The following is a 15,144-nucleotide window of genomic DNA, read 5'->3' as shown; positions in this document are numbered from 1 at the left end:
CCTGCCTTGACCGAAACGGATGCCCTAACTGCGCGGCTTGAGGTTTTCCGGGTCGTAGAGCGGCTTGTAGCCGACGGCGGCGACCTCGACCGGGTAGGTTTCGCCAAAATACTCCACCGCCAGCCGTCGTCCCTCCTGGCAATAGGCCCACGGCAGATAGGCAAGCGCAATGTTCTTGCCGATCGTCGGGCCGTAGGCGACCGAGGTCGTGAAGGAGCGCCGTCCGAGCGCGTCGACCAGCGTCTCGCCGGTCTCGGGATCGATCACCGGCATGATGCCGACCGGATAGCGCGCCACGCCGGCCGGATCGACATTGTCGGTCATAACCAGCGTGCACAGCATCGCCGGCTGATGGTCGCGGGCGCGATAGTCGAGATGTTTCGCCTTGCCGCAGAAATCGGCCTCCTTGACCTTCGGGCGGGCAAGGTCGGCCTCGTAGAGATTGTACTCGGTCAGGAGATCGGCATTCTGCAGCCGCAGGCTTTTTTCCATGCGCCGCGAATTGGCATAGGTTTCCACGCCGAACGCCATCACCCCGGTCGCCCTGAGCGCGTCCCAGACCGCGAGCCCGTCCTCGTAGGCCATATGCAGTTCCCAGCCCTGCTCGCCGACATAAGAGAGCCGGAACGCGGTGACGTCCTTGCCGGCGATCCGCACCGGCCGAATGGCGGCGAAGGGAAAATTCTGCGGGCTGAGCGCGTCGGGATCCTCGACCGCCTTTTGCAGCGTAACGCGCGCGTTCGGTCCCCAGATGCCGATCGTGACGTAGCGTTCCGTCACGTCGGCGATGGTGACGTCGAGCCCGCGCTCCTGCGCCGTCCGCCGCATATAGTGGAAGTCGCGCGGGCCGGCATCGGCCCCGTCCACCACCCTGCACCGGTCGGCCATGCGGATCACCGTCAAATCGGCGCGCACCATGCCTTCCTCGTCGAGGAAATGGGTGTAGATGCCCTTGCCGACATTGGCGTCGCCGCCGATCCTGGCCGCGCACAGCCACTCCATCAGCGCGACATGGTCCGGCCCCTCGACATCGTAAATGGCGAAATGCGACAGGTTCACGATGCCGCAATTCTCGCTCATTTCCAGATGTTCGGCGTTGGAGACGCGCCAGAAATGGCGATTGTCCCATTCGTTTTCGCGCACCGGCACGCGGTCGGCGTATTTTTCCACAAGATGTGCGTTGGCGGCGTAACCGTGCGCGCGTTCCCAGCCGCCCAGCTCCATGAAATGGCCGCCGAGTTCGACCTCGCGTGCGTGGAACGGCGACCGGCGTAGATTGCGCGCCTTGGAAAACGGCTCGCGCGGATGCACGGCCGGATTGTAGACCTTCATCGCCGTCTCGGTGCAGCGCTCGACAATAAAGCCTTCTTCCATCTGGTGCGGATAAAACCGCGCGTAATCGATGGCGTGATGGTCGATATGGGTGCGCCCGTCCGTCATCCAGTCGGCAATCAGCTTGCCCATGCCCGGCCCGTCCTTTACCCAGATGGCGACGGCGTACCACAGCCCCCTCGCCTTCTGGCTCTCGCCGATCGAGGGGCCGCCGTCGCTGGTGACCTGCAACAGGCCGTTGAAGGAGCGCTTTTCCTCGTAACCGAGTTCGCCCAGGATCGGCGTCAGTTCGATCGCGCGCTCAAGCGGTTCCATGATCTGCTCGATATCGAGATCGCGCTGCGAGGGCGACAGCCGCGCCTGTTCCTTCGACTGAAGCTCGCGCGGATGGCACAGGCGCGGCGTCTTTTCTTCGTAATAGCCCCACTCGATCATGCCGCCTTCCGAGCTCGTCGGGTCGCCGGTATCGCGCATATAGGCCGAATTGCCCTGGTCGCGCATCAGCGGCCAGCCGATCTCCTTGCCGGTACCGGCGAACTCCCGATACGGGCCGAAGAAGGTCAGCGGATGGTCGATCGGCATCACCGGCAGGTCCTCGCCCACCATCTCCGCCACCAGCCGCCCCCACAGCCCCGCGCACACCACCACATGATCGGCCAGGATGGTGCCGCGCGCGGTTTCCACGCCCCGGATCCGGCCGTCCTCGACCACGAGCCCGGTTGCCGGCGTGTTGGCGAACGCCTTGAGCTTGCCGGCCGCCACCCCCTGGTCGACCAGCTTGCCGGCCACCGTCTGCGAGCGCGGGATGACGAGACCGGCGTCGGGATCCCACAGGCCGCCCTGAACCATCTCCTCCTCGATCAACGGGAATTTCCGCTTGATCTCCGCGGGGTCGACCAGATGGGCGCGTGTGCCGAAAGCCTTGGCCGAGGCGACCTTACGCCGGATCTCGTCCATGCGCGCGTCGTCGCCGGTGCGCGCGACCTCAAGCCCGCCGACGCGGGCGTAATGGCCCATCCGGTCGTAGAAATCGATCGAGTAGAGCGTGGTCCAGCACGACAGGAAATCGTGGCTGGTCGCATAGCAGAAATCCGACGCATGCGCCGTCGAGCCGATGTCGGTGGGGATGCCGGACATGTCGATGCCGACGATGTCGTCCCATCCGCGCTCGATCAGATGATGGGCGACCGAGGCACCGACAATGCCGCCCAGTCCGACGATCACGACCTTGGCCCGTTGCGGAAATTCTGTCATCTGCCCACGCCTCCGGAAGCTTCGGAGGCGGACTATAAGTCGCCGTACGGGCGCGATTGCAGCCTGTTTGCGACACAAGCCAAACGGCCCGCGACGCCGCATTCCGCCGGCGCGGGAACGCCTGCGTCATGCGCGCGCCCGGCACCGCCTCGCCGGCCGAAGCTTGCTCAGCGTGCCTGCTGGAGCACCCATTGCATTTCTTCCAGCTTGCCCTCGGCCGCCAGGCTCTTGACGGCGTCTTCGAGGTTGGGATGGTCCGCAACAAGCTGCCCCAGCAACGCCTGGCAGCTTTCCACCGCCAGCTCGGCATTGGCCGGATTGTAGAGGCCAAGCACAAAAACCAGCGGATCCCAGCTCCCGTCCTCCAACCGGTTCGGGTAATATTTGCCCGCGTTGGCGCAATAATAGCCTGCCGGGATCGTGAACACCCGCGCATCCTGAACCCGCGCACTTTGATAAGCATGCTCGGCGGCTCCCAATCCGCCGACGAAATTGGCAAAGGAATCGAACAGGATTTCCCCGCGTTCGTTTTTGATGCCGCTTTCGGCATAGCGTCCGAGCGGTGTCTCGCCGAAGAAATAATCGACCGTCGCCTGGCGGTTTTCCACCATCCTGTTGAGAGCGGCGATCACCAGATTGCCGAGGCTGCCGGCATTGCCGGGCGTCACCTTGATCCCGCGTTCCTCGGCGATGTCGAGCAAAATCCGTTCGATATCGCTTCCCAGATCATTCGGCGCCAGGCGTACCAGTTCGTAAAGCAGCGCGCTCGCCAGGACCGGCGGCGGGTCGAAATCGAAGCCCGCCTCGGTCAGGAAGCGCACGAACCCGTTGTCGCCGTCCACGGTCGCGCGCGAGGATTGGAACAGTCCGCTCAAAATAACCTCGGCCGCGCCGGTACAGCCCGAATCGTGCGTTCTCACCATCGACAGAGGTTCGATCCGGCCGAGAATTCCGGCGATCCTGCGCGCTTCCTCCACATCGACGGCCAGCTCGCTGTTGCGCACCAGAAGCTCGGCGAAAAAACAGCTCGCCTTGAAGGTCTCGATCACCTGCGGATCGGCCATCACGCCGGCTTTTACGAGAAGCTCGGCCGACTCGTAATCCTTGTCGCGCATATATTGCTTGAACTGCGCGACGAGCTTGTCCGTCTTCGAGGCGGCATGCCCGACCGAAAGCGACATCGCCATCAAGATCGCCACGCAAAGCCGCACAACACCCGCATTCAAAGTCAATTTCCCCACTCCCCATCTGCGCATCGTTATCTGCCACGGCGCAGATTAACCGCGCCGGCGCGCAAGGAAAGGGCCCGCTTTAACAGATGTGTTGGTACAGGCCGGCGTTGTCTCAGGAACCGGCACCACCTCGCTAGTGACCGGGGTGCAGCGCGTCGTTGAGATACATGCAGGTCAGCATGGTGAAGACATAAGCCTGGATCACCGACATCAGCAGTTCCAGGGCGGTCAACGCCACCGTCATCAGCAGCGGCAACAGCGCCGCCACCGCGCCGACCGTGCCCAACCCGGCAAGACCGACCACGAAGCCGGCAAACACTTTCAATGTGATATGGCCGGCCAGCATCACCGCGAACAGCCGCACCGCGTGGCTGACGGGACGCGAGACATAGGAGATGATTTCGATCGGCACCACGATCGGCGCCAGGGCCAAGGGAACGCCGGAAGGCAGGAACAGGCGGAAAAAGCCGAACCCGTGGCGCCACAGGCCGTAGACGGTCACGGTCGCAAACACCAGCATCGCCAGCGCAAACGTCACCACGATATGGCTGGTCACGGTAAAGGCGTAAGGAACCATGCCGACGAGATTGGCCGTCAGAATGAACAGGAACAGGCAAAACACCAGCGGAAAGAACCGCATGCCCTCTTCGCCCGCATTGTCGCGGAGCGTCTTGGAAACGAAGTCGTGGACCAGCTCGACGGAGGATTGCCAGCGATCGGGCACCATGCCCCGCTTGCGCGTGCCAAGCAGCACGAAGCCGCCGGCCAGGACGGCCGCCAGGATCATGTAGGCGGCGGAATTGGTGAAGGCTATCTCATAACCGCCGATCGCGCCGAAGCTGACGATCGGATCGATGTCAAATTGCTCGATGGGACCAGCCACGGGACCCTCCTTGAGAGCTGCGGGCCGTCCCGTATTGATCGTCGAAGGCGCGGGTCGTCCCGCGCGGTTCGCTTCATAACCGGCAGGCCGCGCCTGTCAACCGTCTTTCGCCGCAAGGAAAAAAGGCCGCAACGGGCGCGGCCTTCGATCGGTTTGCGGGTTCCGTCGGCCGGCCGGCGAAACTACCGGTCCGGCGACAGGTCGAAGCGCGGCCGCCAGCACGCCGCCAGAAGCACGACCATGCCGCCGGTGAAGACGAAATAGAACCGGTCGTCGGGCAGCGGGAAACTGGCGAACTTGCCCAGCGTGCCGATCGCCAGCGCGAACATGAGCATGTTGGTGCGCGGCGTCATACGCCCGGCGCGCGCCAGCAGCGCCCAGGCCGCCACAAGCACCAGCAACAGGCCCGGCCAGTCATTGTGCATCAGCGCCACGAGCACGCCGCGCACATAGCCGCGAACGAAATCGACGATCGAGAAGTCGGGCGCGAAGCCGGCCATCGAATTCTGGATCTGGACGCAGGAAAAATAGAAATGCGCCCACCAGCCCGGATGGCCGCCCTGTTTCTGGACCAGGATGACGGTCAAAAGCGAGACCGCGAAGGTGGCCAGCATCGGCAGGGCGCGCCAGCGAAACAGCACCGCCGCGATCAACAGCGCGAACACCAGAACGATATTGTCCGGCCGGATCAGCACCGACGCGAACAGCAGCCCGTAGGCGGGCAGATCGCGCCCCGAGGCCAGAAGCAGGATCGCCGCCAGCGAGACCAGCGCCAGAAGCATGTCGGGCGTGACAGCGGTGGTCATATGGGTGTAGTCGGCCACCAGCAAAAACGGCATCGCAAACAGCGCCGCCTGCCAGGCGTCGTTGCGCCCCAGCCACCACAGGCACAACAATCCGACCCCGATCGACGGCAGGATCGACAACAGGATCGAGCCCGTCGCCAGCCCGGTGAGCGGTTCGAGCCAGCGCAGCAGCGCCACATAGGCGACCTTGACCCGGTACATCGACAGTTGTGACTGGAAGTCCTCGGGATTTTCCCACTGGTTCAAATTGTACGGATTGCTGAATTTCAGGTGGTAGAGCTGCGATTCGCGCGCGCCGGGCTCGATCACCGCCCAGGTTTCGCGATGCAGCTCCGCCGCCTCCGTATGCCGGTTTTCGAGCGCGGAGGCGACATAGGCGACCATGTCCCAATTGTAGTCGGGCCGCACCCAGGCATAAAGCGCCGTCCCCAGGATGACGGCCACCATGAAGACGGCCGCCAGCCTGTCGAAGATCGTCTTGGTCGCGATCCGGCCGAGCAGCGCCCCCACGACCGGCGTGGTGAGCGCCCAGCCGATCAGGCTGCTGCGCTCGGCCCGTTGCGCTGTGTTCATCTCGAAACTCCCCGCCCCTTTCAGCGTCCTCAGGACATCTGGCTTTTCACGAAATCCTTCACGATCGCGACGATGCCGCGCCCGAGCAGGCTGTCGAGCGCGTCGACGAAGGCATCGACATGCTCGCGGCCGCAAATCAGCGGCGGCTCGAGCCGGATGACGTTGCGGTTATATTCCGTGAAGGCGACCAGAACGTCGTGGTCGCGCAAAAGCAGCGCGCCGACGAAGCCCGACAGAGAGCCCTTGAGCTTGTCGTCGAGCACGCCGACCAGCGGCCGCAGCACCATCGGCAGGGTCTGCGAAAAATCCTGGAATTCCAGGCCGACCATGAAACCCCTGCCCCGCACATCCTTGATGATCTTGGGATATTTGTCCTTCAGCGCGTTCAGCCTTTCGAGCAGATAGGCGCCGGTGTCGGCGGCATTGTCGATCAGGCCCTCGTCGTAAAGGATGTTCATCGCCTCGATCGCGGTGATCGACGCCTCGCCGATGCCGCCGAAGGTGGCCGCGGCGTGGATCATCGCCGTCTTCGGCGTGCCGTAGGCCTTCATGTAGATTTCGCGGCGGGCGATCATCGCCGCCATCGCCGTCTTGCCGCCGCCGAGCGACTTGGCAAGCGCGGTGATGTCGGGCACGACGCCGTAATGCTCGAAGGCGTAGAAGCGGCCGGTGCGCCCGAAGCCGCACTGCACCTCGTCGGCGACCCAGATCACCCCGTACTGATCGCACAACGCCCTGAGCTTGACCCAGAATTCGGCCGGCGCCTGAACGATGCCGCCGCCGCCCTGGACCGTCTCCAGCACGATGGTGCCGATCTCCGGATCGGACCGGAAGGCGCGCTCGATCGCGTCGATATCGCCGAACGGGACGCGCACATTGTCGCCCGGCAGGCGGAAGTCGGCGCGGTAGAGCTGGCCGTCGGTGATCGCCAGAACGCCCTTGGTCTTGCCGTGGAAGGAATTTTCCGCATAGACCATCTTCGGTCGCTTGGGACCGGCCGCGCGCTCGGCGAGCTTGACAGCGGCTTCCATCGCCTCCGATCCGGACGAGCCCAAAAACACCATGTCGAGATCGCCGGGCGAGCACTGCGCGAGATTGTGCGCGAACGCGGCAGCGTATTGCGACATGAAGGCGATCGCGATCTCGTGGCGCTTCTCGTCCTGGAATTTCTTGCGCGCCTCGAGCAGGCGCGGATGGTTGTGGCCGAAGGCGAGCGATCCGAACCCGCCGAAGAAGTCGAGGATCTTACGACCGTTCTGGTCGACATAATACATGCCCTCGGCGCGCTCGATCTTCACCTTGTGGAAGCCGAGCAGCTTCATGAAATGAAGCTGGCCGGGATTGAGATGCGCCTTGAACAATTCCGTCATGCGCGGCACGTCGAGCGCCTTGGCGTCCTCGACCGACAAAAGGTCCGGCTTGGGCAGTTTTGCCGGGGCGAGTTCGGGCGCGTCCACCACGGCGCGCGCAGTCTTGATTTCGGGCTTTGCCATCACGGTCATCTGTCTATCCCTCATTCCGCCGGCTGCAGGGTTGCGGGCACGGCGCGTCCCTCGCGCTTGGCGCGATATTCGTCATAGGCGGCGATCAGCATGTCGCCATCGTTGTATGCGGGCACCCAGCCCAGCTCGCGCTCGCCCTTCGACACGTCGAGCACGCACATCTCGTCGGCGATCAGATATTGCTCGGGATCCATCAGCGGCAGATTGATCAGGTCGAGAAAGTCGAGCGTGCGCTTGACCGCCCAGCCGGGCGTCGGCAGCAGAAAGGATTTCGATCCGGCGTGGCGAACCAGGTCGCCGAGCAGCTTGCGCACCGGCGGCGGGTTGAGCGAGCCAAGATTATAGGCCTCGTTGGGCACGCCCGCCTTCCAGCCGAGCCTGGCCGCCTCGGCGCAATCGAACACCGAGATGAACTGGTACGGGTTCCTACCCGAGCCGATCATCGGCACCGGCAGGTTGAGGTCGACCAGCTTGAACAGTTTTTCCAGAATACCGAGCCGGCCCGGCCCGATGATCAGCCGCGGCCTGAACAGCGATATCCTCATGCCGCGCGCGCGCCATTCGGCGGCGAGTTCCTCGGTCTTGAGCTTCGACAGCCCGTATTCGCCGAGCGGGTTGGCCGGATGGTCCTCGGTCTGCGGCCACACGAATGTATGGCCGTAGATCATGTCGGTGGTGAAATGCACCAGCCGCCCGCACCCCTTCACATCCATTTCCTGGATGATGTTTTCGGTGCCGTGGTAATTGACCGGCCAGAAGAAATCGTGCCGCTTGGCCCGCACCTGGATCGGCGACAGCATCTTGGCCGACAGGTTGTAGACCATGTCGTCGGCCTTCAGCCCGACCGCGGCGACCGAGGCCTTGTCGGTGACGTCGCAATGCACGAACTGCGCCTGGCCGTAATGGGGCAGCTCGCTGCGCACGATATCGGCGACGATCACCTCCTGGCCCTCGGCCAGAAGTTTCGGGGCAAGATGGCGGCCGACGAATCCGTCGCCGCCGAAAATCACATGTCTCATCGGGTCAACTCGCTGGTCTGAACGGTCGGGGAAGAAGCGGCGGCCGGCGCGTCGTGCGTGCGCCCGCTCTGGGCGATCAGCACGGTGCCGACGCAGATGAAGGCGATGCCGGCGATCCTGAGCGCGTTCAAATCCTCGCGGAAGACGAAATAGGCAAACACCGCCACCGCGACGTAAGCCAGGCTCAGGAAGGGATAGGCGAAGGACAGCTCCACCTTCGACAGCACGAACAGATGCGACGCCATCGAGATCACGAAGGTCAGCAGCCCGAAAAACACCCACGGGCTGAACACGATCTGCAGGATCTTCAGGATCGGATTGACGCCGGCGAAGGAGAGCGGCCCCAGCGTCATCATGCCGTGTTTCAGCATGAGCTGGGCCGCAGCATTGGTCATCACCGTAAACAGTATGAAGCCGATATATTTCATGTCACCACCACATTCACGCTCGACATAATATCAAAATAAGAAATAATCGTGAATCTCATTTATTTTTCTGAATGAAAATCAAATATACTTATTGATAACCATATTTATTTCCAATTTTATCTATTCCGCAGCCGTTCGAGCCGGTTCGGCGGCAGCCAGGCCGTCGGTCACCGTGCGCCGCCAGAAATCCGACATGAAAGCGGGGTCGCGCAGCGCCTCGACCTGCCGCCAGGCCGGAAACGAGGCCGAAAAGACCTCCGGCGTCATCAAGGCGTGTTTGTAGGGATTGACCGCGCCACCGGCCGAAACGGTGATGCGGTCGAGCTCTGCGAGCAAGGACAGGGTGCGCGCGCCGAGATCGGGAAAGTCGAGCGTCAGCGTGTAGCCGGGGCGCGGGAACGACATCAGCCCCGGCGACGGCTGATCGCCGAACCGCTTGAGCACGGTCAGGAACGAGCCCTGGCCGGCCCGGCGCGCCGCCGCCAGCAGGGCCGGAACCGCCTCGCGCGCCGTATCGGTGGGAATGGCGCTTTGGTGCTGGTGCAGTCCGCGCGGCCCATAAAGCCGGTTCCAGTCGGCCACGCCGTCGAGCGGAAAGAAGAAACCGCGCGCGCCGACCCGCCCGCTGCCGCGCGCCGTCTTGGCCCGGTAGGCCGCGTTGAACAGCTTAAGCGCCGGCCGGTTGAGCAGATTGAGCGGCGGCTGGAACGGCACTTTCAGCCGCGCCCGGCGCACCTCGTAGCGCAGCGTCCCGCTGTCGGCGTGATTGCCGGTCAACAAAAGCCCCCGCCCCGCCTTGGCGCCAGCGGCGAGCTGATCGATCCAGGCAACCGCGTATTCGTTGGCCGCGTCGGCCGCCTCGGCCAGCGCGAAATAGTCGTCGAGCCGGTCGAAGGGGCGCACCTTCTGCTCGATGTCGAGCGCACCAACCCGCATCAGTCGGATCGAGGCCCCGGTGATCAGCCCGGTCATGCCCATTCCGCCAATCGTGGCGCGAAAAAGATCGGCATTCGCGTCGGCGCGGCATGTGAGCGCGCGTCCGTCGGAGCGCAGCAGGCTAAGCGCCTCGACATGGCTGCCGAACGTGCCGCGGCGATGGTGGTTCTTGCCGTGAATGTCGTTGGCGATCGCGCCGCCCAGCGTCACCCACTGCGTGCCCGGCAGAACCGGCGGCAGAAAACCGTACGGGGCGGCATAGGCGATGATGTCGGCCAGGAGCACGCCGGCTTCGGCCTCCAGAATGCCGGTTTCGGGATCGAACGCCAGGATGCGCGCGGCCGGGCGCATATCGACCAGCCGGCCATGACTGTTGAGGCAGGTGTCGCCGTAGCTGCGGCCGTTGCCGAAGGCGAGCAGGCTTTCCGCCGCCGCCTTTCCGGACGCCAGAAGCCCGGCCGCTTCATCGAGCGGCAGCGCCGATTGCCGGGCGGCGTTCGGCCGGCCGAAACTCTGCAGGCCGTTTTCCATCATAGGCTGGCCGCCACCAGCAGCATCGCCCCGAAACCGGCGACGAGCTGGCTGCGCCAGTCGCGGATGATGAACACCACCGGGTCCTCGTGCATCTCGCCGCGGCGCGCCAGAACCCAGATGCGCATGATGATGTAAAGCACGATCGGCGCCAGCGGCCACACCATCCACGGCTCGCCGTAGAGTTCGCGCACGCTGCCGGAATCGATGTAGAGCGCAAGCACCAGCACCGCCGCGAACCCCGAGGCGACACCGGACTGGCCGATAATGTCGATATCCTCGGCCCGATAGCCGCGTCCGGCCAGGCGCACGCCGCGCTCCAGCTCGCCATCGTCGAGTTCGACGAAGCGTTTGACCAGCGCCAGCGACAGGAAGAAGAAGATCGAGAAGGCGAGCAGCCAGAACGAGACGTCGGTTCCCGTGGCCGCCGCGCCGCCGAGGATACGCATGGTGTAGAGGCCGGCGAGCGTCAGCACGTCGATCAGGAGCATGCGCTTGAGCGACACCGAATAGGCGGTTGTGGCGACCAGATACCCCGCCAGAACCAGCCAGAACTGCGGATCCAGCAGCGCCGCCAGCACCGCGCTGGTCGCCAGCAGGACGACGATGCTGGCAAGGCCGAACGGGATCGACAGTCGCCCGGACGCGAACGGCCGGTTGCGCTTGGTGGGATGTTTGCGGTCCAGCGCCAGATCGAAGAAATCGTTGATGATGTAGATCGCCGAGGCGGCGGTGCTGAAGGAGAAGAAGGCGATCAGGCAGGCCACGACCATCTCGATGTTGAGATATTCGTGCGACAGCACCATCGGCACCGCGATCAGCGTGTTCTTCAGCCATTGATGCACGCGCAGCATCTTGACGACGGCGCGCAGGTCCGGCCGCTCGCCGGGCACGAGCTCGCAACCATGGGCGGCCTGCCAGCGCGCGGCCGCGCGATCGGGCGCGACCACGATCGATTCGCGGGCGGCACCGAACACCCGCAGGTCATGACGGCTGTTGCCGACATAGTCGAACCCGCCATCGCCGAAAATCTCGACAAGCCGCGCCCGCTTGCGCGACGAGGTCAAATTGACCCCGCCCTCGGTCGCCAGAACGTCGTCGAACAGGCCCAGATGCGCGGCGATCGCGGCGGCGAATTTGCGCGGCGTGCCGGTCGCCAGGATGATGCGGCGCCCGGCCGCCTTTTCCTCCGCCAGCCGCGCCGTCACCGCCGCGCGGTAAGGCAGGCTCGCCGGATCGATGTCGACGCGCGCCGCGATCTCGTTCTTGAGCCGCGCGGGACCGCCCAGCAGCCAGAACGGCACCAGGAGGAAGGCGAGCGGGTGCTGGCGCAGCAGCAGGAAAAGCCCTTCCCACAACAGGTCCGTCGCGATCAGCGTGCCGTCGAGGTCGACGGCAAGCGGGATGGCGGTTCGGTCGGCGCGAGCATCCATATCGAGCAACCTTCACAAGCAGGGCACACCGGTCTTCAGGTGCGCCGTCTGGCGAAGGTCTAGCCGCAGTTGCCCTACAAAAAGCTGAATCCGGGCCGCGAAGTCGCCCGCGCCGGGCGGCTTTTCGAAACCCAGGCTTAACAGGCGGTTAGCCGAAAAGATAAAAGGCCGGACAAAGGCCCGGCCCCGTGCTGCGATGATGGCGCAGGCGGCTAGCGGATACGCCCGCGCCCGCCGCTTATCTCGACCGCCTCGGTGCCGGTCAGCGCCTCGCGGTCGCCGTTCGGCATGGTGACGAAACAGCCATTGGGGCAGAACTGCACCGTTTCGCCGCCCGCCAGAACGAGCTCGCTCTGTGTGCCGCCTTCGGTGACGATCACCGTACGCGGTTCCGAATCGCGGTTGACGATGCTGGCGGCGAAGGCCGGTCCGCCCGCGACAAGCAGGGCTGCAAGGATCATCATGGGTCGTTTCATCTGTCGGATCCGGTGTTTCCACCGCCTCTTGTGGGGTTCGACGAGCCGAAGCTCGGCTTTTGACCCAGTGTATAGGGCTTCCATGCTGAACGGCAACTGAACGTCGCGATTAGGCCCGATTGCCGCTGGACCCGGCGTGATCGCGACCCGGGCCCGGCCTCAACTGTCGGGATCGACGGCGCGCCGGCGGCGGCGGCGCCTCGGCGTGGTCTCCTTTGCGGCCGGTTCGGCCTCGGCGGCCGGCGCCTCCGGCACCTCTTTTGCCGCCGGCGCGGTCCTGGGCGCCTCGGCCGGCGGCGCGGCGCTTCCCAAAGCGCCCGGCCCGCTCTTGATGTGGATGTCGCGCTGCGGAAACGGAATTTCGATGCCTTCGCGCTCGAAGGCCTCCACGATCTGGAACCGGATTTCGTTTTGCACCGAAAGCCCGCTCAAAATGTCGGACAGATAGAGCCTGAGCTCGAAATCCAGCGACGACGCGCCGAAATCTGCGAAAAACACGAACGGTTCCGGATTTTTCAGAACCAGCGGATGGCCGCGGCCGATCTCCAGCAGGATGTCGTGGACGCGCTTGACGTCGGAGCCGTAGGCGACACCGATGCGGATTTCGACGCGGCCGAGCTTGTTGCGGTGGGTCCAGTTGCCGACGGCGGCGTTGATCAGGTCGGAATTGGGCAGGATCACCGTCTGGCGCTGGAAGGTCTCGATCTCGGTCGCGCGCACACTGATGCGCTTGACGGTGCCGGTCACCGCGCCGGCCTCGATCCAGTCGCCCGCCTTGAACGGACGTTCGGCGAGCAGGATCAGGCCGGAGACGAAGTTCGACACGATGTTCTGCAGTCCGAAGCCGATCCCCAGCGACAAGGCGCCGGCGACCAGTGCGAGATTGGACAGATTGATGCCGGCCGCAGAAACGCCGATCAGCGCCGCGATCGCGATGCCGGCATAGCCGACCGCCGTGCGGATGGAGTTGCGCACGCCGGCGTCCACGCGCCCGCGCGTCAGCACCGAGCCGTCGAGCCAGCCCTGAAAGCCGCGTGTCAGGAAATAGCCGAGCGCGAACACCAGGACGCCGGTCAGGATGCCGATCAGCGAGAACGAGACCGAGCCGATCGTGATCTCGTTGGCGAGCCTGTAGGCCCAGCTGGTGATGTCGCCCCACTGGAATCCCCATTGCAGCAGGATCAGCGGCACGCCGACGGCCACGATCAGGATATTCGTGCACACGCTGGCGACGAGACCGAGCTGGTCGAGCGAGCCGTCCTCGAGCAGGAAACGCCGGCGCACGAAACGCCCGAGGGCGGTATCGATGAAGGCGCCCTCGCGCGAAATCGCGCTCGCCGACAGGAAGCCGATATACATCGTCGCCCCGATCGCGCCGGTGATGACGATCTGCTTCGACAGGAAACGCGCAAAACCGATATAACCCAGTATCGCCGCCACCGTGGTGCCGATGCCGAGCGCGAGAAAGAAATAGTTGAGCAGCGTCAGCCGCGGCCGGCCCTGCGTATCCTCCTCGCCGCGCGCCGGGCGCACGAGCCCGATCAGCGTCACCAGCACGCCGACGATCACCGTGGCGATCAGGCTTTTGGCGATCGTCAGCGACAGCGGCGAGCCCATCACCTGGTTGATCTTGTTCATCGCCACGTCGAGGCCGTTGGTCACCGCCGTCATCCAGGCGAGCCAGAACAGGCGGAAGGCGGATTTCGAATCGACCGGAAGCAGCCGCCAGTCGGGTCGGCCCGGCGACAACGCCGCGCGCGCCAGCCGGTTGACGAAGAACACGATCACCGCGACCTGGGCGAAGGTCGACAGCATCGCGGCGATGTCCGAGCGCAACACGTTAAAATAATCGAAGAAGAAGTAGCTGGCGCCGAAAAACACCGCCAGCGAGGCCGACGGCAGAAGCGTCGACCAGAAGGCGACGGAAATTCGCGACAGATAGGTTGGCGCGGGATGGTCCTCGTCGACCTCCACCATACCCGAAAAGAACCGGTTGCCGACGAACAGGATCAGCCCTGCCGCCGCCATGGCCAGAAGGGTCGCGATCAGCACCGACTGCCATTTGAAGGTGGTGACGAAACGCAGCCAGGACGCGAATGCCCGGTAGAGGTCGTGGGCCTCGGCAACCAGATCGTCGAGCGTGCCGGGGCTCAATGCGGAAACGATGTCGTAGCGTTTCGACAGCGTGTCGGTGAACAGGTCGCGGCGCATGGCGCTGATCTGGTCGATCAGCCGGTTGACCCTGAGCGATTCGCTCTCCGCGCGCCCGAGCAGCGCGTTGATCTCGGCCTTTTCCTGCACCAGCGCCGCCCGCTCCTCGGCGACGATCTCCGGCTCCGGCGGCTGATCCTCACCCGGCACCGGCCCCAGCGTGTCCAGACGCAGATTGATCTCGTTGAGGCGCGGGCGGAACTCGACGCCCGCCTCCAGAAACGCGGCCGCCAGGTCCTCCAGCTCGAGCCGCAATTCGACCAGCCGGGCATCGTCGGTCGCGTTCTGCTCGACCAGCCGCTGCAGGTTTTCGCCCCGCTCCATCAGCGCTTCGATCGCGGCACGTTGCCGGTCGAGCAGGCTGTCGCCGGCTGCCGTGGTGGACGTCTCGGTCTGGGCGCGCGCGGGGGCGAGCGCCACGCTGGCGGCCGCAAGCGCCAGCCCCGCCACAACGAGAAAAAGTCGGACAAGTCGAAAAAAGGATAAATTCACGCGCTGCTTCCGCCCACGGGCCATCGGCTTCGGCTC

At 64.6% G+C, this 15,144-nt stretch carries 11 protein-coding genes; all 11 read right to left on the bottom strand.

The features are described 5' to 3' along the window. Nucleotides 1-24: 24 nt before the first annotated feature. The 11 genes from C7T96_RS12990 to C7T96_RS12940 all read right to left on the bottom strand — a co-directional run bounded on the left by C7T96_RS12990 (nucleotide 25) and on the right by C7T96_RS12940 (nucleotide 15,108). Nucleotides 25-2,586 (bottom strand): FAD-dependent oxidoreductase, encoded by a 2,562-nt coding sequence (locus C7T96_RS12990; RefSeq protein ID WP_106571655.1) that lies wholly within the window; start codon nucleotides 2,584-2,586, stop codon nucleotides 25-27. 167 nt (nucleotides 2,587-2,753) lie between these two features. Then, on the bottom strand, nucleotides 2,754-3,812 hold the full coding sequence (locus C7T96_RS12985; RefSeq protein ID WP_127598947.1) for a hypothetical protein: 1,059 nt from the start codon (nucleotides 3,810-3,812) through the stop codon (nucleotides 2,754-2,756). A 139-nt stretch (nucleotides 3,813-3,951) separates the two neighbouring features. Beyond that, entirely contained in the window at nucleotides 3,952-4,701 is a 750-nt protein-coding gene (locus tag C7T96_RS12980) for a F0F1 ATP synthase subunit A (RefSeq protein WP_106571653.1), read from the bottom strand. Nucleotides 4,702-4,883: 182 nt separating this feature from the next. Further along, on the bottom strand, nucleotides 4,884-6,080 hold the full coding sequence (locus C7T96_RS12975; RefSeq protein ID WP_106571652.1) for a hypothetical protein: 1,197 nt from the start codon (nucleotides 6,078-6,080) through the stop codon (nucleotides 4,884-4,886). Between the two features lie 29 nt (nucleotides 6,081-6,109). Further along, nucleotides 6,110-7,582, bottom strand: a complete 1,473-nt coding sequence (locus tag C7T96_RS12970) for an aspartate aminotransferase family protein (protein ID WP_106571651.1) — start codon at nucleotides 7,580-7,582, stop codon at nucleotides 6,110-6,112. Nucleotides 7,583-7,593: 11 nt separating this feature from the next. Next, nucleotides 7,594-8,601 carry an NAD(P)-dependent oxidoreductase gene (locus C7T96_RS12965; protein ID WP_106571650.1) on the bottom strand — a complete coding sequence of 336 codons (1,008 nt, stop codon included), beginning with the start codon at nucleotides 8,599-8,601 and terminating at the stop codon, nucleotides 7,594-7,596. After that, nucleotides 8,598-9,029, bottom strand: a complete 432-nt coding sequence (locus C7T96_RS12960; protein WP_106571649.1) for a transporter — start codon at nucleotides 9,027-9,029, stop codon at nucleotides 8,598-8,600. The genes C7T96_RS12965 and C7T96_RS12960 overlap by 4 nt, the downstream gene beginning before the upstream one ends. Before the next feature lie 120 nt (nucleotides 9,030-9,149). Then, on the bottom strand, nucleotides 9,150-10,499 hold the full coding sequence (locus C7T96_RS12955; protein ID WP_106571648.1) for an FAD-binding oxidoreductase: 1,350 nt from the start codon (nucleotides 10,497-10,499) through the stop codon (nucleotides 9,150-9,152). Further along, on the bottom strand, nucleotides 10,496-11,929 hold the full coding sequence (locus tag C7T96_RS12950; protein ID WP_106571647.1) for a UbiA family prenyltransferase: 1,434 nt from the start codon (nucleotides 11,927-11,929) through the stop codon (nucleotides 10,496-10,498). The genes C7T96_RS12955 and C7T96_RS12950 overlap by 4 nt, the downstream gene beginning before the upstream one ends. A gap of 212 nt (nucleotides 11,930-12,141) precedes the next feature. Beyond that, the gene (locus C7T96_RS12945) at nucleotides 12,142-12,405 is read right to left on the bottom strand and encodes a hypothetical protein (protein WP_106571646.1); all 264 of its coding nucleotides are present in this window, start codon (nucleotides 12,403-12,405) and stop codon (nucleotides 12,142-12,144) included. Between the two features lie 159 nt (nucleotides 12,406-12,564). Next, the gene (locus C7T96_RS12940; protein WP_245414138.1) at nucleotides 12,565-15,108 is read right to left on the bottom strand and encodes a mechanosensitive ion channel family protein; all 2,544 of its coding nucleotides are present in this window, start codon (nucleotides 15,106-15,108) and stop codon (nucleotides 12,565-12,567) included. Nucleotides 15,109-15,144 lie beyond the last annotated feature (36 nt).

This window comes from Nitratireductor sp. StC3, assembly GCF_003015025.1.
GTDB classification, from domain to species: domain Bacteria; phylum Pseudomonadota; class Alphaproteobacteria; order Rhizobiales; family Rhizobiaceae; genus Mangrovimarina; species Mangrovimarina alexandrii.
The sequence above is the reverse complement of the archived record's forward strand: the minus strand, read 5'-3'. Positions and strand labels throughout refer to the sequence as shown.